The 21,872-nt window shown below is 38.9% G+C and carries 21 protein-coding genes; 4 read left to right on the top strand and 17 right to left on the bottom strand.

Annotation, left to right across the window (positions count from 1 at the left end; all coding sequences use genetic code 11):
* The first annotated feature begins 99 nt into the window (after positions 1–99).
* The 3 genes from AR328_RS06210 to AR328_RS06200 are packed head-to-tail and all read left to right on the top strand — an operon-like array spanning position 100 to position 1,160.
* Positions 100–465 (top strand): DUF2089 domain-containing protein, encoded by a 366-nt coding sequence (locus AR328_RS06210; protein WP_066291830.1) that lies wholly within the window; start codon positions 100–102, stop codon positions 463–465.
* A 13-nt stretch (positions 466–478) separates the two neighbouring features.
* Positions 479–868, top strand: coding sequence for an SHOCT-like domain-containing protein (locus tag AR328_RS06205; RefSeq protein ID WP_066291828.1), 390 nt, complete (start codon positions 479–481; stop codon positions 866–868).
* Between the two features lie 10 nt (positions 869–878).
* A complete protein-coding gene (locus AR328_RS06200) occupies positions 879–1,160 on the top strand; it encodes a hypothetical protein (protein WP_066291820.1) in 282 nt (93 codons plus the stop codon).
* Between the two features lie 110 nt (positions 1,161–1,270).
* On the opposite strand, the gene dpaL is transcribed toward AR328_RS06200, so the two are convergent.
* Together dpaL and AR328_RS06190 are read right to left on the bottom strand one after the other, a co-directional pair.
* Positions 1,271–2,497, bottom strand: a complete 1,227-nt coding sequence (gene dpaL, locus AR328_RS06195) for a diaminopropionate ammonia-lyase (RefSeq protein ID WP_066291819.1) — start codon at positions 2,495–2,497, stop codon at positions 1,271–1,273.
* Positions 2,498–2,540: 43 nt separating this feature from the next.
* On the bottom strand, positions 2,541–3,788 hold the full coding sequence (locus AR328_RS06190; protein ID WP_066291817.1) for a Zn-dependent hydrolase: 1,248 nt from the start codon (positions 3,786–3,788) through the stop codon (positions 2,541–2,543).
* 136 nt (positions 3,789–3,924) lie between these two features.
* On the opposite strand from AR328_RS06190, the gene AR328_RS06185 reads away from it, so the two are divergent.
* A complete protein-coding gene (locus tag AR328_RS06185) occupies positions 3,925–4,827 on the top strand; it encodes an AraC family transcriptional regulator (RefSeq protein ID WP_066291814.1) in 903 nt (300 codons plus the stop codon).
* A gap of 31 nt (positions 4,828–4,858) precedes the next feature.
* Here the strand turns inward: AR328_RS06185 and AR328_RS06180 are convergent, their stop codons facing one another.
* The 15 genes from AR328_RS06180 to AR328_RS06110 all read right to left on the bottom strand — a co-directional run bounded on the left by AR328_RS06180 (position 4,859) and on the right by AR328_RS06110 (position 21,756).
* Positions 4,859–5,782: a cation diffusion facilitator family transporter gene (locus AR328_RS06180; RefSeq protein ID WP_066291812.1), complete on the bottom strand. Its 924-nt coding sequence runs from the start codon at positions 5,780–5,782 to the stop codon at positions 4,859–4,861.
* 173 nt (positions 5,783–5,955) lie between these two features.
* Positions 5,956–6,270 (bottom strand): thioredoxin family protein, encoded by a 315-nt coding sequence (locus AR328_RS06175; RefSeq protein WP_066291809.1) that lies wholly within the window; start codon positions 6,268–6,270, stop codon positions 5,956–5,958.
* A gap of 76 nt (positions 6,271–6,346) precedes the next feature.
* Complete coding sequence (locus tag AR328_RS06170) at positions 6,347–6,952, bottom strand: NADPH-dependent FMN reductase (protein ID WP_066291807.1); 606 nt, start codon at positions 6,950–6,952, stop codon at positions 6,347–6,349.
* Positions 6,953–7,544: 592 nt separating this feature from the next.
* The gene (locus tag AR328_RS06165; RefSeq protein ID WP_066291804.1) at positions 7,545–8,549 is read right to left on the bottom strand and encodes a proline racemase family protein; all 1,005 of its coding nucleotides are present in this window, start codon (positions 8,547–8,549) and stop codon (positions 7,545–7,547) included.
* 119 nt (positions 8,550–8,668) lie between these two features.
* Entirely contained in the window at positions 8,669–10,360 is a 1,692-nt protein-coding gene (locus AR328_RS06160) for a peptide ABC transporter substrate-binding protein (protein WP_066291972.1), read from the bottom strand.
* Positions 10,361–10,400: 40 nt separating this feature from the next.
* Positions 10,401–11,468: a M24 family metallopeptidase gene (locus tag AR328_RS06155; RefSeq protein WP_066291801.1), complete on the bottom strand. Its 1,068-nt coding sequence runs from the start codon at positions 11,466–11,468 to the stop codon at positions 10,401–10,403.
* 29 nt (positions 11,469–11,497) lie between these two features.
* Positions 11,498–11,851: a DUF3899 domain-containing protein gene (locus AR328_RS06150; RefSeq protein WP_066291799.1), complete on the bottom strand. Its 354-nt coding sequence runs from the start codon at positions 11,849–11,851 to the stop codon at positions 11,498–11,500.
* 30 nt (positions 11,852–11,881) lie between these two features.
* Positions 11,882–13,882 carry an ABC transporter ATP-binding protein gene (locus AR328_RS23275; protein ID WP_082677138.1) on the bottom strand — a complete coding sequence of 667 codons (2,001 nt, stop codon included), beginning with the start codon at positions 13,880–13,882 and terminating at the stop codon, positions 11,882–11,884.
* A 12-nt stretch (positions 13,883–13,894) separates the two neighbouring features.
* Positions 13,895–14,911, bottom strand: a complete 1,017-nt coding sequence (opp3C, locus tag AR328_RS06140; protein ID WP_442854435.1) for an oligopeptide ABC transporter permease — start codon at positions 14,909–14,911, stop codon at positions 13,895–13,897.
* 2 nt (positions 14,912–14,913) lie between these two features.
* Positions 14,914–15,840 (bottom strand): oligopeptide ABC transporter permease, encoded by a 927-nt coding sequence (gene opp3b, locus AR328_RS06135; RefSeq protein WP_066291790.1) that lies wholly within the window; start codon positions 15,838–15,840, stop codon positions 14,914–14,916.
* 323 nt (positions 15,841–16,163) lie between these two features.
* Positions 16,164–17,654, bottom strand: coding sequence for an aldehyde dehydrogenase family protein (locus tag AR328_RS06130; RefSeq protein WP_066291788.1), 1,491 nt, complete (start codon positions 17,652–17,654; stop codon positions 16,164–16,166).
* A gap of 21 nt (positions 17,655–17,675) precedes the next feature.
* Positions 17,676–18,569 (bottom strand): 4-hydroxy-tetrahydrodipicolinate synthase, encoded by an 894-nt coding sequence (gene dapA, locus AR328_RS06125; RefSeq protein ID WP_066291785.1) that lies wholly within the window; start codon positions 18,567–18,569, stop codon positions 17,676–17,678.
* Positions 18,570–18,593: 24 nt separating this feature from the next.
* Positions 18,594–19,547: a proline racemase family protein gene (locus tag AR328_RS06120; RefSeq protein ID WP_066291780.1), complete on the bottom strand. Its 954-nt coding sequence runs from the start codon at positions 19,545–19,547 to the stop codon at positions 18,594–18,596.
* Complete coding sequence (locus AR328_RS06115) at positions 19,544–20,584, bottom strand: proline racemase family protein (protein ID WP_066291777.1); 1,041 nt, start codon at positions 20,582–20,584, stop codon at positions 19,544–19,546. Before AR328_RS06115 ends, AR328_RS06120 begins: the two co-directional genes overlap by 4 nt.
* Entirely contained in the window at positions 20,581–21,756 is a 1,176-nt protein-coding gene (locus AR328_RS06110; RefSeq protein WP_066291774.1) for an NAD(P)/FAD-dependent oxidoreductase, read from the bottom strand. The genes AR328_RS06115 and AR328_RS06110 overlap by 4 nt, the downstream gene beginning before the upstream one ends.
* Positions 21,757–21,872: the final 116 nt, after the last annotated feature.

Raw genomic sequence — 21,872 nt, 5'->3', positions numbered from 1 at the left:
AAAATTATTGATTATTTTAATAAAAAATTTTAATTTTATTATTTATATTTTTCACTTCTTGTTATATAATCGAATCAATCAAAAGGAAGGAACTTCATTATGGCTTATAAAGTAATCACAAATTGTCCTGTCTGCAGCAAAACATTGAAAATTACAAAGTTGCAGTGCACACATTGTCACACCACGATTGAAAATGAGTTTGAATTATCTAAGCTGGCATCCTTATCAAAGGATCAGCTAAATTTTGTGGAAGTATTTTTAACATGCAGAGGGAATATCAAGGAAGTTGAAAAGGAACTGGGGATTTCGTATCCAACGGTTCGAGGCAAGCTAACAGACATCATTTCATCCCTTGGATATGAGCAGAAGAAGAAACATGAAGTAGACGAGAAAAAAATTGTCACTATGCTGGAAAATGGCGAAATTACACCAGAAGAAGCCATTAAGCTCTTAAAAGGAGAATAAGGAGGAGTTTATCGTGAAAGAGGAAATTACAAGAGTGTTAACAATGGTTCAAGAAGGGAAGATTGACGCTGATAAAGGATCAGAACTGATTCAAATATTAAAAGAGAAAGAAGAAACAGGTAATAAGCTTTTTGAAAAACCGACTAAATATTTGGATAAAACATTAAAAATTCGGGTTGTATCATCTGAGAATGATAACGTTACGGTCAATTTGCCTATAAAACTTGTCAAGGCAGTATTAATGGCTGGACACAGCATCGCAGCGAGTATTCCTCAATCAGAAAAGTACGTTAAAGATATAGACATAAGCCTTATAATTGAAGCAATCGAAAACGAATTAGATGGCCAAATTGTTGATATTAAATCGGCAAACGGGGATACCGTTTCAGTCATCATTGATTAGTGATTTGTTTATGATGCATGTAAAAGTGAAAGCAAAAGACGTCCGGTTCACAATCCCAATTCCATATGCTATTTTAAACATCGCTATTTCAATTTTGACTTCAAAATTTCTCCAGCAAAATGTAAACAAATGGACAAAAGAGCAATTCGAAAGAAAAAACCTGGACTTTTCCTTTCCACTAATAGATAAGCAAACGCTGAAGCCTATCGTCAAGGAACTGAAAAATTATAAGGGGATCGTGCTAGTAGATGTTAAAGCTAAGGACGGCACAGAGTTAAAGGTAAGACTTTAATTTATTATAGAAAACACTGATCACTGATTGGCATTTTGAGGAAAAAGCCTAATTTCCGATTACAAGAAAATTAGGCTTTGATTATTTTATTTTATCTTGACTTTGTCAACTTAATTCGGACAAAGACCTTCCCATACAACCTGTTGATATTTTGCTAGATCTGTATCTCCTTCTGTGCTTATGAGCAATACCCGGGAGTTAGAGTCTAGTGAAATCTCTTCGCAAGCTTTAGGGTCTTCCGATAGTTTTCGTAGATAGTAAAGGACACCCAATGTTACTGCACCTGACTCTCCCGAGATCACACGAGGATCGCCCTTCATTGGATTCCCGTAAACCCGCATTCCTAGGGCAGCGATACTATCATGACAAGAATAGGCACCAACAGCATAATGACGCAATAACTCAAAAGCTCTTGTATTCGGTTCTCCACAAGCTAATCCCGCCATGATGGTATTCATTTCTCCAGTGACGATTTCTCTGCTTCCTTCTTCGGTAGAGTACGAGCGATAATAACAATCAGCTTGGTCTGGTTCAACCACGACAATGATTGGAGGATTATCTCGATAATAGCGAACCATGTATCCAGCAATGGCGGCAGCAAATGAACCCACTCCGGCTTGTAGGAATATATGCGTTGGTCGTTCTGCATCGTCTTTTTTCAATTGTTCTATAATTTCCGTTGCCATCGAGGCATAGCCCTGCATAATCCAAAGCGGGATTTCCTCATACCCATCCCAAGCAGTATCTTGCACCATAATCCAGCCATTTGTATCAGCTAAATTTGCACATAATCTAACCGTGTCGTCATAATTGATTTCTGTAATATCTGCAGTAGCTCCTTCATCGCGGATAGCTGTCAAGCGCTGTATGGACGAACCTTTTGGTAAATAAATGATACATTTATGTCCAAGCTCCCTTGCTGCCCAAGCGACACCCCGCCCATGATTTCCATCTGTAGCTGAAATAAAAGTTAATTCACCTAGCTTCTCTTTGATTTTAGGAGATTGTAATTTTTCGAAAGAAAGATCCTCAATACTCTCACCTAGTTGTTCAGCTAGATATCTCGCGATCGCGTATATTCCGCCCATTACTTTGAACGCATTCAGACCAAATCGTTGGGATTCATCCTTTACTCTTATATCAGCAATGTTTAAGTGCTTAGCCAATTGCTTTAATTGATACAAAGGAGTTTCATTGTAGGATTTATGTGTTTTTTGAAATTCAAGAACTCCATTTATATCTTTTTCCGCATATACCGATAGTTCCTCTTCGTTATATTCAGGTGAATAAAAGTTGTTTTTCGCAAACCTCATGACGGAATTGACTGTTTTCTGCATTTTTAGAACCTCCCATTATAGTATTGCAAACAAAGCCTCTATCTCAATTTCGTGCAAGATTGCTAATGACGTCAAGTAATACATTCGCTCCAGCTACTAAATCAGTATCTTTTGTATACTCTTTAGGATTATGACTAATTCCATCGATACTTGGAACGAAAATCATCGCAGTTGGGCAAACGCGAGCCATCATTTGAGCATCATGTCCCGCGCCAGATTTCATTCTTTTTGATTGGAGGCCGCGCTCGCTAGCAGCTTGCTCTACCAGTTTAACGATTGTTTCGTCAAAAGAAACTGGCTGAAAACGAACTAGTTGTTCAGAAGTAATGGTTACTTCTTCGAATGCCGCTAGTTGTTTAAGGTAGTTCGCAAGTGCTTGCTCCTCATCTTGCAATCTTTGTTCGTTCGGATCGCGCAAATCAACTGTGAATGTTGCCAATGATGGAATGACATTAACAGCATTTGGCTTAAATTCAATCGCTCCAACTGTTGCAACAGTTTGTCCATTAGAATTGTCCGCACGATCACGTAAATATGTAATCACCCGTGCTGCCGCAAGTCCCGCATCGCGTCGCATATCAGTTGGAGTAGTCCCGGCGTGATTGGCAACACCTTCTATCGTAATCCGCTGCCATGAAATGCCTTGAAGATTTTCAACAGCACCAATTGGAATTCTTGTTTTCTCAAGAATTGGACCTTGTTCGATATGAAGCTCGATATAAGCGTGTGGCTTAATAAATCCAGGGTCCTTCGTGCCAGCATATCCAATACGTTCAAGTTCCTCACCCAAAATTGTTCCATCCGTTCCCACCGTTGCAAGTGCCTCTTCAACTGACAGTCCGCCAGCATACACAAGGGAACCCATCATATCAGGGGTAAATCGTACCCCCTCTTCGTTCGTAAATGCAGCAACTGCAATTGGACGAGTAGGTTTAATACCTGTCTCCTGCAAAGTGTTTATGATCTCAAGCCCAGAAAGGACTCCATAGCATCCATCAAAAATACCAGCATTAATGACTGTATCAATGTGAGAACCAATCATAATTGGTTCTTCATTTCTATTTTCAGGACTATACCAAATGCCGAAGATATTACCGATTCTGTCAATCATAACCTCCAGTCCAGATTCCTTCATCCAAGTAACAAATAGGTCCCGTCCTGCTTTGTCTGCATCTGAAGCGGCTAATCTCGTTAGTTTGTTGTCATTTTCCCGGCCAATTTGGCCAAGTTCTTGAAGACGGTTGAGAAGGCGGTCCGATTTAATTGATAGATTTAAACTAGTAAATGCCATGTTCAGTTCCCCCTTTTAGAAATGTAAAAAATTAATTAGCATCTTAAATGTAACAATTGTGTTAATATTAAGTTAATATTGGTTAGAATAATACTATTATTGAATAGAAAAATATAAATATATTGAGGTTTTAGTGATGCAAATGAAAAACTTTGTGATAGATGAAAGCTTAAAAGAGCTCACCAAACATCATACAGTCGTCATGCCGATAGCATGTTATGAGACAAATATTAAACAAAATATACATGGCTATATTCCACTTCATTGGCATGACGAAATTCAATTTGTGTTAATTGTAAAAGGGGAAGCTATTTTTCAAGTTAATGAAGACCAGATAGTAGTTCGAGAGGGCAATGGACTGTTTATCAATAGTGGATGCTTACACAAGGCACTGGAAAAAGAGCAGTCGGGTTGTGTTTATATTTGCTTAAATATTTCACCTCACTTTGTTTTATCGCAAGAACTCTATACTCCCTATGTAAAACCCTATATTCAAGCTACTAATTTACCTTATCTATATGTAGATGCAAATCAGCTTTGGGGGAAAAAGATTATAAATGCAATTTTGGAAATCCACAAATATATTGAGCAAAAGCCACCGTACTATGAAATTGATATCTCGATGCAGCTAACATCCATTTGGAAAAATTTAATCGTGAATGGGATTCAACTAGAATATGTTCAGACTGAAATAGTAAAGGGCCATAGAATGAAGCAAATGTTAAGCTATATACATCAGCATTATCCAGAAAAAATGATGCTGGAGGATATTGCAAGGGCTGGCCAGCTAAGCCGTTCAGAATGCTGCCGATATTTCAAGCGGTATTTAAATAGTACGCCTTTAAATTATGTTAAGGATTATCGAATCCAAAAAAGCTTATATTTACTGCAGCAAGGTGATCTCAATGTTACTGAAGTTGCTTATCAAGTTGGTTTTAATAGTACAAGCTATTATATTGATTTATTCAGAAATGCCATGAACATGACTCCATATGCGTATAAAAAAATTAAGATAAATAATCAGGGCATTCTTTACTAAAAAAAGTCTAACGGGTTCAGCTTTCTAATTGCTAATCCGTTAGACTATTTTTATCATTTAATGTTTTTTGAGTTGGTCCTGTAACAGAGTTGGGTTCAACATGGACATGTACTGCATAGACACCATGTTCCTGTATGAGTACGTTCTCTACAATGGTTGAAATATCGTGCGCTTCCTGTAAGTGTAATTTTGAATTAACGAGGATCACGATGTCGACAACTGTATTATTTCCGTAATTTCTTGCTCGTATTTCTTTTATTCCCTTTACTCCAAAGGTATTTAGAATCGTTGATTTATAGTCCTCTAATAATTTTTCATCAAAGCCATCTGTTAAATGATGTGAGGCTTCCCGAAAAATCTCCCATGCTGTTTTACAAATAAGAATGCCCACTATCATGGCTGCAAGCGGATCCAGCCATGGAAGATGAAATTGAGACCCGATTATCCCAACTGCCGCTCCGATACTCACCCACGCATCGGATAAATTGTCCTTAGCAGCAGCCGTAACGGATTGGCTATTAATTCGATTAGCAAGCTTAAGATTATATCGATAAACACCAAACATGACGACAGCGCAAAAAATCCCTGTCCACGCTGCAATTAAATCTGGAGCTTTCTTTTCCATGTCAAAAAAAGAGTGAGCAGCCCCATATAACACTTGAATTCCAACTGACATCATAATAAAAGAAGCTACTAATGTTGCCACACTTTCTGCCTTCCAATGCCCATATGGATGATCATCGTCAGGAGGTTTTCGGGAAAGCTTCAATCCAATAAGGACTGCCGTTGAAGCAATAATATCTGTCACATTATTCAATCCATCTGCCTTGAGAGCTTCAGAGTTAGTCGCAGCTGCAATAACCAGCTTCAGCAAAGATAAAATAATATAAGCAGTGATGCTAACGATAACCCCGCGTTCACCCATTTTCAGTTGTTCATATCTTTGTTGATCCATGGCAACTCCCCCCTCCAACCCCTCCCATATCTTATCAGCAGTTCTGTATGTGGGTCTAGAGCAACGATTTTTCATTATTATATAAAAATAACGAATGGGCAAAAAAGTTGAACAAGGGAAAGATTTCACACAAAAAAAAGCTAATCACTTGGTCTGATTAGCTGTTTCATCTTTTATAAATTGTTTAAGAATTCTTTTACTTGCTCCGGTGTTTTTGCATTGGCACTATGTAAATGAGCAAGCTTTTCGCCATTTTTAAAAACTAATAAAGATGGAATTCCCATTACTTGTTGTTCCTCAGAAATTTCCGGGAACTCATCTCGATCAATGGTAAACCATTGCTTTTCGGAATTTTCCTCGATGATATCGTTAATAAACATATCTAATCTTTTGCAATCAGGGCACCAAGTAGTGGTAAAAACACCCACAGAAAGCTCATCCTTTTTAATTTGATCACGATATTCTTGCTCTGATTTTAATTGTTTCATTTTATTCCCTCCTAGATTTCTCATAAAACCAAAAAGGGAAGGGATTGATGAAAATCCCCTCCCATTTATATGATTCTTATCGAATCGTTTTTAATGCACCGCTCCAAGCGTTTACTTGGTCAAGCATGTCATTAACATTATTGAGGTGTAACTCAGCTGGTTTGAATTCTGACATATTTTCGAAATCAGTAAATAATGACAATGTTGGATGTGTGCGAACATCCGCAATCAATAATTCTCCCATGATGCCTCGTAAATGTTCTGCAGCACGAGCTCCACCAGTTGAACCATAGCTTACAATACCTGCAGCTTTATTGTTCCATGCTTCACGTGCAAAATCAAGTGCATTTTTTAATGCTCCAGTAATACTGTGATTGTATTCTTGAACGATGAAAACGAATCCATCTAAGTTAGCAAGCTTTTCATTCCATGCTGCAATTCCAGGTTCTGTACCATCTGTTGTTCCCAAAAACGGCAGATTAAAGTCTGCAATATCAACGATTTCATAATTTGCATCCCCACGTTTGTCAGCAATTCCTTTTACCCATTCTCCAACTTGCGGGCTTACACGTCCTTGACGTGTGCTTCCTAGAATAATTCCAATATTTAATTTAGTCACTGTATTTTCCTCCTTTTGATCCTTTTCGTCTGTTCCGCCAAATAGTCTGTTTAGAAAACCCATTTTCCTGCACCACCTATAATATTATGTCTTTTTCTTATGAAGATTATTAAAGCATCAACCCCTTTAAATAGGCATTGTGCTCTGCCTTTTTGTTCCTTATTTCCAATCACGGTTTACTGTGAAGTTCTCGCCGTAGTTCAAAAAAAGATTATTGCTATTGCCGCACTTTTATTAGTTTTTCAAATATAATTACACCTTATTCCTCTGCCTTTCAAGAATCTCAAACCTGAGATATTCAGGCGAAAAAATAGTTACTTCGTGTGAAATTATAATTTAATCAATTTCGAATAGTTGCGGCATAATAAATTTCATTTCTTTATTATCAATCGATAAATCCTTAAATCATTTATCTTGAATACGAGACAATAATAATATATTTATTTTTGATTGTCAACAGCTTTAAATTATTTTTTACTTCACCCTCCACTTATAATAAATTAGTTACTTTATGTAAGTAATTATATTTTTATATGTTAATTATGTCAAGTAATTAGATTAACTGCTTTTATGATAAATTATGCAGATAAACACACAAAAGCCGAATGTATCAAAATACAATCGGCTTCTGTCCATTCAAATTTAAGAACACCTATTAGGCTAATAAAAATCCTTGCTTCAACGGATCCCTTGGATCTACGACAAATTGATGGAATCCGGTAATATAAGCCTGCCCGGATACTTTTGAAATAACTGCGTCATAATCTGCAACTTTAGTGAGTGATAAAATTTCGCCAATAAATTGGCCATCAGTAATGCACTCATGGACAAAGCTTTCTCCCTCTTTTAGACGGCCTTGCTCAACGAGCGTTGCAGCTCTGGCAGTGGTTCCACTTCCACATGGGGAACGGTCAACTTGTTCATCAGCGAAAATCGTCACATTCCGTAGATCTGCACCATCTTTATTCGGCTCGTCTGAAAAAATAACTCCATAGATTCCTTTTAATCCAGGCTCAAGCGGATGTTTGACTTCCATTTGGCTTTCGATGTAATGTTTGATTTTCCCGCCCCATGTTTGAAGAGCCGCTACATCTTTAAAGTTTACTTTCAAATCCATTTCCTTACTATCAACAACAGCGTAAAAAGCGCCTCCATAAGCAATATCAACAGTAAATTCATAGCCGTCAATTTTTACTGGAACTTCCTTTTTATAAACAAAAGAAGGGACATTTTCAAATGAAACGGATTCTACTTGATTTCCATTATATTTTGCATAAGCAACTACTTCGCCAGCTGGGCTATCGATAATAAATTTTTCTTTTCCGCCTGATAGATCAAACATTCCTGTTTCAATGCCGAGCGTCATCACAGCGATAATCCCATGACCGCACATCGTACTCCATCCTTCATTATGCATAAACAGCACCCCGAAATCAGCATGCGGACTTGCCGGAGGAGTAATGATGCAGCCATACATTCCATGATGGCCACGCGGTTCGTACATTAAAGTTTCACGCAAATGATCTAAATGCTCCATACAATAGGCGCGTCTTTCCAGCTGTGTCTCCCCTTTTATTTCTGGAAATCCGCCTGTAATCACACGCAGCGGTTCTCCTGCAACATGCAAATCAACCGTTGTAAACATTTTGCTGAAGTTCATGAGACTCCCTCCAATTTAAATAATTTTATTCGATCCAGTTGGAACTTCATTTATATAAAATCCTTTTCATGTTCTTAGTCCGCGCCATTAGAATAGACACAGACTAAGAACATACAACATTATTTCCCTTCAATATAAGTCCACTTATACGAAGCAAATACTCCGAATGGATGAGCTACATATCCTTTAACATATGGCTTTTTCAACTGGGCAAGACCAGATTGGTACATCGGAGAAATAGCTGCGTCCTCTTCGATAAGGATTCTTTCAGCTTCCTGCATATTTTCCCATCTTTTTTGAACATCAGTTGGATTTGTTTTTGCCTCTGTTATAAGAGCATCGAATTTCTCGTTCCCGTAATTTGACCAGTTATATGGGCCATCAGACAGATAAAGATCCATAAATGTAATTGGGTCCTGGAAATCCGGGCCCCATCCAGAATAAGTTAGATCATATTGCAGGCTTGATTCTAGGGCTAGTTTTTGCTTATTAGGCTGCTGATTGATTTTAATCGTTAGACCTGGCAAATTGGTCTCTAACTGATTTTTGAAATATTCACTGACGCGTTTTCTTTCCTCGCTGTCGTAGCTTAGGAATTCTAACTCAACGCTATCAATACCCAGCTCTTCTAACCCTTTTTCCCAATATTCCTTTGCTTTCTCGATTCCTTCATTATTAAAGCCTGCGTATTTTGCACGGAAGTCGTTCCCGCTTTCATCAAACGCAAATTCTTTAGGTACTAAATAATAAGCAGGCACAGATCCGTTATTTAACAGGCTTTCTGCAGCAGCCTTCTTATCCCATCCCATATCGATTGCCTTACGGATATTCACATTAGCCAGGTATTTATTCTGTTGATTCATGCGGATAAAGAATACTTCTGGCTTCAGCAATGTATGGAATTCTGGTGTATTTGCATATTGGCCAATAAATTCAGAAGCGATCTCAGTTAAATCAAGTTTTCCTGTGTCATACAGGTTAACCCTTGTTGCTGCTTCTTTAACAACTTTGACATTGATGGTATCTAACTTAACTGTTGCAGCATCCCAATAGCTTGGATTTTTCTTATATGTCCAGCCAACCTCATGCTCCCAAGAATCTAATACGAAAGGACCGTTATATATTAGAGTTGCTGCTTCTAGGGCATATTGATCCCCTTGAGATTCCACAAATTCCTTATTTTGCGGAAAAAATACTGGATAAGTAACAAGACTTAAAAAGTAAGGTACTGGATGATCTAGTTCAATTTGCAATGTTTGCTCATCTATTACTTTAACGCCTAATTCATCTACCTTTCCAAATAAGCTATTTTCGGAATCTTGGATTGCTGCAGCATTTTTAATGTCATTGAAAAGGTAAGAATAGGTTGAAAGAGTGTCAGGATTGATTGCCTTCTTCCATGCAAATTCGAAATCCTTTGCCGTTACAGCTGTTCCATTGCTCCATTTTGCATCTGAACGGATTTTGAATGTATAAACTTTTCCATCCTCACTTAGCTCATAGCTTTCTGCCATACCTGGTACAGGTGCATGAGATTCGTCAAGTCTGTAAAGTCCCTCAAAAATATTATTCATCGTTCTGCTTGATAGTGCATCGAATAGTCCTAGCGTATCAAGGGTTGGCAGTTCCCCGCCTTCAACGAGGTTAAGGACTTGCTCACTTGCTGTTTCAACTTCTTCTTTGCCGCTATCTCCTTCAGAAGTTGTAGTTGTAGTTGTAGTTGTTTGCTTACTTTCTCCTCCATAACAGCCTGTTAAAAAGGAACTTAATAAAAGCATGAAAGCAAGAATGATAGTGCATTTGATTTTCATTGGAATTGCCCCTTTTTTATATGTTTTTTTTGCATTGCTGCTATAAAACAATTAATTCCTTTGGAGATTTCGTGATAATTTCAATTCCGGACTGGGTGATAAGAATATCATCTTCAATACGGACTCCTCCAAGTTCTGGAATATAGATGCCTGGTTCAACAGTGAGGACCATATTAGGCTCAATCACAATCTCACACTTTGTATTTTTGAACGGCTCTTCATGAATATCCAATCCAATACCATGACCTGAGCCGTGGCCATATTGCTTGCCATAGCCTTTTTCTGTAATAAAATCTCTTGATAAAGCATCTGCTGCTTTTCCAGTCATTCCGGGTTTTATACCGGCTAAGGCTGTTGAAAGCGACTCTAGAACGATATGATAAATGTCTATTAATTCTTCCTTCGGTTCCCCAACTGCAATCGTTCTCGTTATATCGGAACGGTAGCCCTTATAGTAAGCACCAAAATCCAGCGTTACCATATCGCCTTTTTCAATTTCCTTTGAGCTCGCCACACCATGAGGAAAAGCACCGCGGTGTCCTGACGCAACGATTGTATCAAAAGCGGAGGAAGTGGCCCCAAGCTTTCTCATATATGCCTCTAATTCATTGGAAACTTCTATTTCCTTGATTCCGGGTTTAATAAACTCAAGAATATGTGTAAATGCGGCATCCGCTATTTCTGCCGCTTCTCTAATAATGCTTATCTCCTCTTCATCCTTAATCATTCGAAGCATTTCAATTGCTCCTGTAAGAGGGACCATTTCTGCTTTTAATTGGACTTGATACTCGGAATAAGAATAAAAACTCATGTGAGTTTGTTCGAAGCCAAGCTTTGAAATATTTAGCTGCGCTGTTTGTCGAACAACTTCAGCGAGCAATTCCGCTTTTGTGCTTACTTGAACGATGGAAAAATCTTTTGCCTGATCATTTGCTTGTTTTACATAGCGAAAATCTACTAATAACAATGCTTCTTCCTTCGTTATCAATACTAATCCGGCCGTTCCCGTAAAACCTGTTAGATATCTGCGGTTTTGATCATTCGTAATCAGCAATGCATCAATTCCAAACCCATCAAACATTTCTCTCAATTTTTCTAGTCTTTTCATTTGTAATTCCTCCCGTTGAAATTTTCTCATCATAAATACGCAGCAAAAAGTGAAAATAAAAATAAGGCAGTACCAGAAATAAGAATGGGATGAACTGATAAACCACTTAAACTATTCTTAGGGGTGTTTTGTAATTCTCCAGTTTGCTCTGTGATATAATTCTCAAGCTTAGATGTTCGTCTATAAAAACGCCGAAAGCTATAAATGATTCCATCAAACATCCCGCCCTTAAGTACGACTAGAATCCCACCTAACATTAGCAGTATGATAGAGATAAAAAACAGAGAGTTGATAAAGTCAATCCATTTATCCCCATTAGTAAAGGAGGTTGCAATGAATGAAATACCTAATGATATCAAAATGATGTAGATTGATTTTTTCATTGCTTTCCCCCCGATACTTCCAATTTCCGCTTAGATGACATCAGTGTTTTGATTCTTGTATTCCTCATATTCCTGTTCCGTACATGCCAGCCAATGACCAGCCTTTACTTCTCTGAGTATTGGCTCCTCTCCTTCACCATTCCAAACAAAGCTAGAATCAAATTTCATTCTTGTACGTGTTTTCTCTGTTGCCGGATCAGGTAAAGGGATAGCTGATAGAAGTGATTTCGTATATGGATGTAAAGGATTATCGTATAGCTCATCACTTTCCGCTAATTCTACTAGTCTTCCTTTATACATAACTCCAATTCGGTCGCTAATATATTTCACCATGGAAAGATCATGGGCAATAAATAGATAAGTCAGCCCTTTTTCTTTTTGAAGCTTTTTCAATAAATTCACGACTTGAGCCTGAATGGAAACATCAAGGGCAGATATAGGCTCATCGGCAATAATAAATTCTGGCTCTACTGCCAGCGCCCTTGCTATCCCAATTCTTTGACGCTGTCCTCCGCTGAATTCATGCGGATACCGGTTCGCATGCTCCCGGTTTAGACCCACCGTTTCAAGTAATTCATAAACTTTTTCCATCCTTGTTTTTTTACTAGAAGAAAGGCCATGAATATCTAGACCTTCAGCAATAATATCTGCAACTGTCTGTCTTGGATTCAATGATGAATATGGGTCTTGAAAGATCATTTGAATTTTTTGATTTAGTTTCTGCGCCTCACTAAAGGACTTTTTCTTATTAATATTTTCATTGTTGTAGAGAATCTTTCCGTCTGATGCTTCATATAGTCCAATAATCGTGCGGCCTGTTGTAGATTTTCCACAGCCAGATTCTCCTACAAGTCCGAATGTTTCTCCTTTAAAAATATCAAAACTAATCCCATCCACTGCCTTCACTACATTGGAGCCTGATGAAAAATATTGCTTTAAGTTCTGGATTTCAAGAAGTTTTTCCTTTTTTTCTTTCTGCTTCGCTAATCGTTCCTTTTGTTTTTCTTTCGGACCTTCTTCTCTATGCTTTTTAAGAACATCAGGCGGCATGATCTTTGGCGATTTTTCATGAAGAAGCCATGTGGCTGCATAATGAGTATCTGATACCTTAAACATTGGAGGCTCGAACTGAAAATCAATATTCATCGCATATTTATTCCGATTGGCAAATGCATCGCCTACAGGCAGATGAATAAGATTCGGCGGTGTACCAGGAATGGTCGTAAGCTCCTCTGCTCTTTCATTCAAATTCGGCATTGCTCCTAAGAGACCCCAAGTATAAGGATGCTGGGGACTATAAAAAATCTCCTCCACTGTTCCGATTTCAATGATTTTTCCAGCATACATAACTGCCACACGGTCGGCAATATTGGCAACAACCCCTAAATCATGGGTAATAAAAATAATGGACATATCTAATTTTTTCTGTAAATCCTTTAATAGCTCAAGAATCTGCGCCTGAATGGTTACATCAAGAGCTGTTGTTGGTTCATCCGCAATTAATACTTTTGGATTGCAGGAAATAGCCATTGCAATGACAACCCTTTGTCTCATCCCGCCAGAGAATTGATGCGGGTATGATGTCAATCGTTTTTCCGGCTTTGGGATTCCGACCATACTTAACAGCTCAATCGCTTTTTCCTTCGCATCTTTCTTAGAAAGCTTTTGATGCTTCACAATACTCTCCATGATTTGTTTGCCAACTGTCATTGTCGGGTTAAGTGATGTCATCGGATCTTGGAAAATCATCGCTATTTCTGAACCGCGAATATTCTGCATTTGCTTTTCTGAGTATTTAACCAAGTCATTTCCTTCAAAAATAATTTCTCCTCCTGAAATTCTTCCCGGAGGATTCGGAATTAACTTCATTAGGCTTTTAGAGGTTACTGATTTTCCAGAGCCTGACTCCCCAACAATAGCAAGCGTCTCTCCCTTATTCAGATGAAAGGAGACTCCACGCACAGCCTTTACTTCCCCAGCATACGTATCAAAGGATACTTGCAAGTTTTTAACATCGAGTATTTTTTCCACATTCATATCCTCCTATTTGCGCATTTTAGGGTCTAAGGCATCTCGAAGTCCATCCCCGATCAAATTGAAGCTAATCATGATCATGCTGATAATAATCGAAGAAAAAGCGAGCATATGCGGATAAATTCGCATCAATTTATATCCATCATTTATCAGTGTTCCAAGTGAAGCCGTTGGGGGCTGCAGCCCTAATCCGATAAAGCTTAAAAAAGCCTCAGTAAAAATAGCCGTTGGAATCGTGAACATTGTTGTAATAATAATCGGACCCATCGAATTTGGAATTAAATGCTTCCAAATTAAGCGTCTATCTCGTGCACCAAGCGTCCTAGAAGCTAAAACATACTCTTGCTCCTTTAGCTTTAAAATTTGCCCGCGTACAATTCTCGCCATGCCAACCCATCCTGTAATAACCATCGCTAACGTAATGGAAACGATTCCTGGCTGTAAAACGAGAATCAGTAATATAACTACGATTAAGCTCGGAATCCCAACTAAAATTTCCACAATTCTTTGCATAATATTATCAATTCGTCCGCCGTAATAAGCGGAAATTCCTCCATAGGCAACACCGAAAATTAAATCAATAGTAGCTGCTAAAAAGGCAATGTATAAGGAGATCCGTGTTCCTTCCCAAACTCTTGTCCATAAATCTCTTCCTAAATTATCTGTGCCAAACCAGAAATATTCCGTTATACCGCCTGCTTCATAGCGGTCCACTCCTTGAATATCGACCCCATTAAAACCTAACCATGAGACATGCTCTAACCCAGGAACTTTTGGAGGCAAGTTGGCCCTAGTCAGATCTTGTTCATCATAACCATGCCCATTCGCATACGGACCAAAAATAGCTAAACCAAGAATAATAGTAATGAGAATTAATCCTGTAAAAGCCGCTTTATTTTTTCGAAAGCGCCTCCAAACCTCATTCCAATATGTCATGGCTGGACGTGTAATGGCCTCTGGACTTTGCTCGGAAACAGCCGGCTGGAACATCTCGTCTGTGATTATGACTTCCTTATTATTAAGCATCATCATTTCGTCCCCCCAGATAACCGGATCCTCGGGTCAATCAACCCGTATAAAATATCAACGATTAGCACGACAGCAATAAACAGGACACTATAGAACAAAGTCACACCCATTATGACCGAAAAGTCATTCGTCATAATAGATTTAACAAACTGTTCACCAAGGCCAGGGACACTAAATATTTTTTCAATAACTAATGTTCCTGTCATGAGATTGACAGTCAGTGGTCCTAGTATGGTAACAATGGGAATTGCAGCATTTCTAAGTCCATGCTTTAGGATAATGGAAAAATGATTTAGCCCTTTTGCTTTAGCGGTCATGATAAAGTCTTGTCCTAATACTTCAAGCATTTCTGTTCTCATGAACCTTGCAATGGTGGCAATAACAAAGACGGATAATGAAATGGTTGGCAGGATGGAATACTCAAAGCCTTCCCAAAAAGCAACTGGGAGCCATTGTAAACGAACTCCTACCCAATATTGCAATAGACCTGCAAAAACAAAGTTAGGAACAGATAATCCGATTACGGCGATCACCATTGCCATATAATCAATTGCGGTATTATGTTTAACCGCAGCAATGATCCCAAGGAGTAGGCCAATGATACATCCAACGAGTATTGATTGTGCTCCTAAAACGGCAGAAGCCCCAATTCTCTCCCCGATAATATCAGTAACTGCACGACCGTCATATTGGAATGAAACACCAAAATCCCCTTTAACAATATTTGACATGTACTTTACATATTGAATAGGGACTGGTTCATCCAATCCATACCGCTCATAAAGTTTTTCCTTTTGTGACTCGGATAGTCTTTCATCATTAAATGGCGAGCCAGGTAAAGTCTGCATGAGAAAAAAGGTAAAGGTTGAAATAACAAAAAAGGTAATGATCATATAGCCGATTCTTCCGAGAACGTATTTCCCCATTTTAAACACCTCCATTTTTAGTGTAGAGTCTTTAGCAAGTGATTTGGATTTATCTTTATTAATGCAATTTTTATACCAACTTCGACAAAAATAGTTAAAATTCAAAATATAATTACTGTACTCACTCTTTCGAATTATACTTTTATTTTGTTGTATATTTTTTTTTACACAAGATTGTATAATTTTTTTTAATGGTGTAAAAATTTATTTTAATGAGGTTGTAATTCAAAATTATGGGGACAGTTCTCGAAAACATTATGTAAATAAAAAAACGGGCAGCTTTTTCAAAAAAGCTGCCCGTTCTTTTTAACATTATTTATAAGTTACTGCTTGATATTAACAAAGACACTTTTCACTTCAGTATAGTTTTGCAAGCCGTACTCTCCACCCATTTCACGGCCGATTCCTGATTGTTTGTACCCGCCGAAAGGCATTGTTTCCCATTCAAGGCCAAAATCATTAATCCAGACTGTGCCTGATTGCAGCTTGCCTGCAATGTAGTGAGCTTTCTTAATATTTTCTGTCCAAACACTTGCAGCTAAGCCGTAATCACTATCGTTCGCACGTTTAATGACTTCGTCAATCGTGTCGAAAACGAAGATGGACATAACAGGACCGAAAATTTCTTCACGGGCAATGACCATATGATCTTCTACATCAGCAAAAATAGTTGGCTGTACAAAATAGCCTTTATCAAAGGCTTTTTCTCCGCCTGCTACAAGGCGTGCTCCTTCTTTCCTTCCTTGTTCGATATAATTAAGAACGGTTTGTTGCTGTTTTGCTGAAACTAGTGGTCCCATATCTGTTTCAGGATCCATGCCAGGACCAACTTTTAGTGCGTTCGCTCGCTCTGCTAAAGCTTCTACGACATGATCATATTGACTTCGATGTACAAATACACGTGTGCAAGCACTACAGTTTTGTCCATGATTGTACATCGTTCCATTAAATGCGCCTTCTATTGCTTCATCGAAATTAGCATCCTCTAAAATAATGGCTGGTGATTTACCGCCAAGTTCTAGTGTAACGCCCTTTATTTGCTCAGCAGCTTTTTTCATCACTTCTTTTCCAACAGCTGTTGAACCAGTGAATGCGACTTTATCGACATCCTTATGCGTGATAATCGCTTCGCCAGCAATTCTACCCGACCCTGGCACGATATTCACAACACCATCTGGAAAACCAGCATCTTTAAATAGTTTTCCAATATAAAGAAGGGATAGCGGTGTTTCGCTTGCTGGCTTAATGACGACCGTACAGCCAACAGCAAGTGCCGACCCAAGCTTCCACGCAGCCATGGCAAGAGGGAAGTTCCATGGAATAATTTGGCCCACAACGCCAACTGGCTCATGAAGTGTGTAGGTGACATAATCTTTCGAAATATTAGTTGTCTTCCCAAAAACCTTCGTAGCCCAGCCAGCGTAATATCGGAAGTGCTGAACAGTTCCGTCTACATCATCCGAAAGCGCGACTTTGTATGGTTTTCCATTATCTAATGATTCTAGCTGTGCAAGCTCTTCACGGTTCTCTGCTAATAGATCCGCAAATTTATAGATTAGATGTGAACGCTCGGCCGCATCCATTTTTCTCCATTCGCCTTCATCAAATGCCTTTCTTGCAGCCGCTACCGCAACAGCAATATCATCTTCTTGTGCTTCACTTACTTCCGCGATGACCTCTTCGTTAGCTGGATTGACGACAGTAAATGTTTTACCACTGGCAGCTTGCACATATTCACCGTTGATATAAAGACCTTTTACACCATCTAAAAATTCCTGTACTTTCGGTTTCAACGTAAAATTTGTCGCTTGCATGTTCTCTCTCCTCCATTAAACTTAGTTTTTGATAGTTTCTAAACTAGCAAGAAGTTCTTTTAGCTTTTGCTCTTCCTCTTGTGATAAGCCTAAACGCGGATAACGTGCAGGCCCGCCAGCCAATCCTTGGAGGTCCATAGCTCTCTTAACGATTTGTACATATTTACCTGAGCCTTCTAAGAATGAGCAAAGCGGAAGAATACGATCATTAATTTCCCATGCTTTTTCAATTTCTCCATTTTGGAAATGGCTGAACATATCTGTTACAAGCTTAGGAACGATATTACCAGCAACTGAAATCCAGCCTGTTGCGCCAACGAAATAAGATTCCATAACAAGTTCCTCTGCTCCGCAGAACACTTCGAAATCGCCTTTTCCTTGTCTTGCAAGATCTCTTACTTTACCAATCTCTCCACTTGATTCTTTAATATGTGTAACGTTTTCGCATTCTCTTCCGATTTGCAGCATTAATTCTGTGCTCATATTCACACCAGAAGTGAATGGATTGTTATAAAGCATGATAGGAATATTAACAGCATCTGAGACTTCTTTGAAATGGTAGTAGATTTCATTTTCCTTAGGCTTCATATAATAAGGATTAATAATTAAGGCACTTGCAGCACCATGTGCTTCTGCCTGCTTCGTATATTCGATCGTTTCTTTTGTTGTTTCTGCTGCAGTTCCTACGATAACCGGGATACGCCCGTTAACCTCTTTTAATACTGTTTCTACCATTTGAAACTTCTCTTCTTTTGACAAGCTTACAAATTCTCCAGTACTTCCGTTAATAACAAGACCTGAAACACCTTGGTCAACGAAGTAATTAACATTATTTTTTACTCCGCCCCAGTCAATTTCCTGTGCCTCTGTCATTGGTGTAATTAATACTGGATAAGCTCCTCTAATTGTTGTCATGTTCAATTTCCTCCTATTAATTAGTTATTTTAATAAAAACCCTGCAGCTAAAGGATCTGTTGGATCTAATACATATGTCTGCATGCCAGTAATAAAACCGCGGCTTGTAAATGTAAACGCAAATCCGCTGTCATTTTGATCTGCTAATTGGGCAGTTAGTAAGCTATTAAAAATACTTTCATTTTCAATTGGCTGTTCCTTTGAAACTCCGCCACTAGAAAGCAGACTTGCATAGCAGGCTGAAGTCGTCCCAAAGCCTGGTGAACGGACGATAAAGTTATCTCTGCGGAAGGTAACCGTCTTGATTCTTCCTGTTTCTATTTCAGAATCATCCACTAATACGATCCTCTGAATCGATTCGTTAGATGCAATTGCTTCATTTACTGCCTGTCCCCAGCTTTGTACATCAGCAAGATCATCCAAATGAAGCTGGAACTTGACATCCTTATTATTAAAAATGGCATATAATTGATCTGCCTGTACAAGGGCGTACTCTGTTTGTAATTCGTTATGGTTCAATGAAACATTCGTTTGAACAACTTGACTAGGGTTCGTTTCTAACTTAACGGAAACCACCTCGTCATCCTTCATTATTGCGTTAACCTTTATAGCACCACTAACAGTTTCTAAAGTGTACTCATTCGATTCTTTTGGTGATAAATGACCACATTCTAATAATGCAGTGATCACTGCCACTGCCCCAGCATGATTCAATGGCACTGTTTGTTCGTGGTTAAAAAAGACAACTGCTGCATCCGCTTCCCTGTTAAATGGCGGAAGCACAAGACAGCCATTTAAGCCAGCAAATCCGCGGGGCTCGTTTAATAAAAGCTTGATTTCATCGGCATATGCATGAAAAAACTGTTCATCTAATTGCTCCAAGCTTTCATAATGAATAAATGGCACATCTTTGATCATGCGAAAAGCTTCACCGGCTACGTGAACATCTGTTGCTGTATAAGCCTTTTGAATTTTCATTTCACGTCCTCCATTTCATGTTCCTCCATTGGGGGAATGAGGAGAAATCCTTCTTTAAGCGGATCATCTTCGTTATAAAAGAATTTATGCATGCCCATGAGCCAAGCTGATCCAGCAATTCTCGTCACTACTGCTTGCACTCCATTGACGTTTGTTTCCTCAAGAACATGGCCCCGGAATAATGAGCCAACAATGCTTTCGTGAACAAATTCTTCACCAATGCCAATTTCTTGTTTTGAATAGAGCGTTGCCAGTTTGGCAGATGTACCGGTTCCACATGGTGAGCGGTCGATTCCTCCCGGGGGAACAATGACTGTATTTTTCACATCTGCCTCTTCATGGGTAGGCTCTGTAAAAAACTCAACATGCGTTAATCCCCTAATAAATGAATGTTCTGGATGAACAATTTCAGTTTCTTCGTTAATCGTATTTCTAATTTTGATTGCCTTTTCAATGATTTTTGATGCATGTTCCGGTACTAGCTCTAATCCAACTGATTTTGCATCAATAATGGCATAGAAGTTGCCCCCGTAAGCGATATCGGCATCCACTTGCCCGATGCCCTCAACATCAACGGAAACACTTTTTAATAGAAAAGCGGGGATATTGCAAAAAGAAACCTCTTTTGCTTTTCCGTTTTCAACTGTAATCTCCACTTCTACTAGCCCAGCAGGAGTATCTAAATTAATTGAAGTAACAGGCTCTTGAACAGGAATTAATCCCGACTCAATTAATGCTGTACAAACACCGATTGTGTCATGTCCGCACATTGGCAAATAACCGCCTGTTTCTATATAAATCACACCAATATCTGCATCAGGATGACATGGATCCGTTAATAATGCTCCAGACATGACATCATGGCCCCTTGGCTCATTCATTAGTAATTTACGAATCCAATCATACTCTCTTTTCATGTGGAGCATTTTTTCAGACATTGTTTCTCCCTTTAGTTCTGGAAGACCGCTAATCAATGTCCTCGTTGGATTCCCGCCTGTATGTGTATCGATCGTTGTAAAGACTCTATTTGCCTTCAAATGGTCAACACCCTTTCTTTAAACCGGTTATAACTTAGCGGCTCAACAGGAATACAAGTTTCCTTATTATTAATGAGCTCTTCAATGACTTTTCCTGTAACAGCTGAAAGGCTAATTCCATCTCCCTCATGACCAGCCGCTATGTAATAGTTTGGAATATGGTCCACTTTAGAAACGATTGGCAAATGGTCCTCTGTCCATGGCCGCAAGCCTGCATAGGAACGGATAACCATCATATCCGCCATTTTCGGATAAAAGCGGATCGCACGATTGGCAATGCATTTAAGGATTTCATTATTTACTTTTAAATTGAATCCGACGAACTCCCTGCTGCTGCCAATAAGGAAGTTTTGGCTCTCAGTTGGTTCAAAGACAAGTGCCACCCCATATTTCTCTGTTAAAGGGTCAACCCGGCGCTGTCCGCCAAATTTAGAAATTAAGTAGCCGAACTCCATGACCTTCCGCGAACCTACGTGCTCCTGCCTTGATGCAACAATAATATGACCTTTTCTCGGCTCAATTGGAATTCGCAGATCCAGCATTTCTCCCAACTTTGGAGCCCAAATCCCTGCTGCGTTGACAACATGATTAGCAGTAAAAGTGCCATTTGTTGTTTCCACAGTGAAAGTTCCGTTTTCTTCTTTTTTCATTGATTTCACTTCTGTTTGCTTATACGCTTTTGCCCCAAGTTTCTTTGCTGCGTCTAGCAGAGAAAAAGCAAGCATATAAGGGTTAACGGTGGAATCAGTCGCACATTCTAAACCGCCTAATAAATCATCTGCAAAAAACTTGGAGTCCTGGCGAATATCCTGACGGTCAAGCATCCGGAATGGCAGACCAGCCTCTTTTTGACGGTTAACCCATTTCTGTGCTGCCTCCATTTCCTCCTCTGACTCGCATACAAGAATGCTTCCTGGTGCACGGTATTCAAATTTATGCTCTAATTCTCTGCTTAACTCATCTACTAATTTCTGGCTGACTAACGACATTTGACTGTCAAAACCCGGATCTTTATCAATGGCAAGGATGTTCCCGTCACATCTTGATGATGTTCCACTGACAAATTCTCCTTTTTCAAGGATCGTTACGTCTTTTCCAGATTTAGAAGTATAATAGGCGATGGAGCAGCCCATAATTCCGCCGCCAATGACTAACACATCACAATGTTTCACATACTCAATCTCCCTTCGCTTAGTTGCCTTTACTTTTCTATTGCAAGTAACGTGCCAAAAAGCTTATATTAACAAAATCGACAATCTCTACCTGTTTTTTAAAAATTCCGGATCAA

Source organism: Bacillus sp. FJAT-29937, from assembly GCF_001509555.1.
Taxonomy (GTDB): Bacteria; Bacillota; Bacilli; order Bacillales; family Cytobacillaceae; genus Cytobacillus.
The sequence above is the reverse complement of the archived record's forward strand: the minus strand, read 5'-3'. Positions and strand labels throughout refer to the sequence as shown.

Coding starts and splice junctions, on each gene's coding strand:
- AR328_RS06210 (WP_066291830.1), top strand. CDS start 100: ATGGCTTATAAAGTAATCACAAATTGTCCTGTCTGCAGCAAAACATTG.
- AR328_RS06200 (WP_066291820.1), top strand. CDS start 879: ATGATGCATGTAAAAGTGAAAGCAAAAGACGTCCGGTTCACAATCCCA.
- dpaL (WP_066291819.1), bottom strand. CDS start 2,497: ATGCAGAAAACAGTCAATTCCGTCATGAGGTTTGCGAAAAACAACTTT.
- AR328_RS06190 (WP_066291817.1), bottom strand. CDS start 3,788: ATGGCATTTACTAGTTTAAATCTATCAATTAAATCGGACCGCCTTCTC.
- AR328_RS06185 (WP_066291814.1), top strand. CDS start 3,925: ATGCAAATGAAAAACTTTGTGATAGATGAAAGCTTAAAAGAGCTCACC.
- AR328_RS06180 (WP_066291812.1), bottom strand. CDS start 5,782: ATGGATCAACAAAGATATGAACAACTGAAAATGGGTGAACGCGGGGTT.
- AR328_RS06175 (WP_066291809.1), bottom strand. CDS start 6,270: ATGAAACAATTAAAATCAGAGCAAGAATATCGTGATCAAATTAAAAAG.
- AR328_RS06170 (WP_066291807.1), bottom strand. CDS start 6,952: ATGGGTTTTCTAAACAGACTATTTGGCGGAACAGACGAAAAGGATCAA.
- AR328_RS06165 (WP_066291804.1), bottom strand. CDS start 8,549: ATGAACTTCAGCAAAATGTTTACAACGGTTGATTTGCATGTTGCAGGA.
- AR328_RS06160 (WP_066291972.1), bottom strand. CDS start 10,360: ATGAAAATCAAATGCACTATCATTCTTGCTTTCATGCTTTTATTAAGT.
- AR328_RS06155 (WP_066291801.1), bottom strand. CDS start 11,468: ATGAAAAGACTAGAAAAATTGAGAGAAATGTTTGATGGGTTTGGAATT.
- AR328_RS06150 (WP_066291799.1), bottom strand. CDS start 11,851: ATGAAAAAATCAATCTACATCATTTTGATATCATTAGGTATTTCATTC.
- opp3C (WP_442854435.1), bottom strand. CDS start 14,911: ATGCTTAATAATAAGGAAGTCATAATCACAGACGAGATGTTCCAGCCG.
- opp3b (WP_066291790.1), bottom strand. CDS start 15,840: ATGGGGAAATACGTTCTCGGAAGAATCGGCTATATGATCATTACCTTT.
- AR328_RS06130 (WP_066291788.1), bottom strand. CDS start 17,654: ATGCAAGCGACAAATTTTACGTTGAAACCGAAAGTACAGGAATTTTTA.
- dapA (WP_066291785.1), bottom strand. CDS start 18,569: ATGACAACAATTAGAGGAGCTTATCCAGTATTAATTACACCAATGACA.
- AR328_RS06120 (WP_066291780.1), bottom strand. CDS start 19,547: ATGAAAATTCAAAAGGCTTATACAGCAACAGATGTTCACGTAGCCGGT.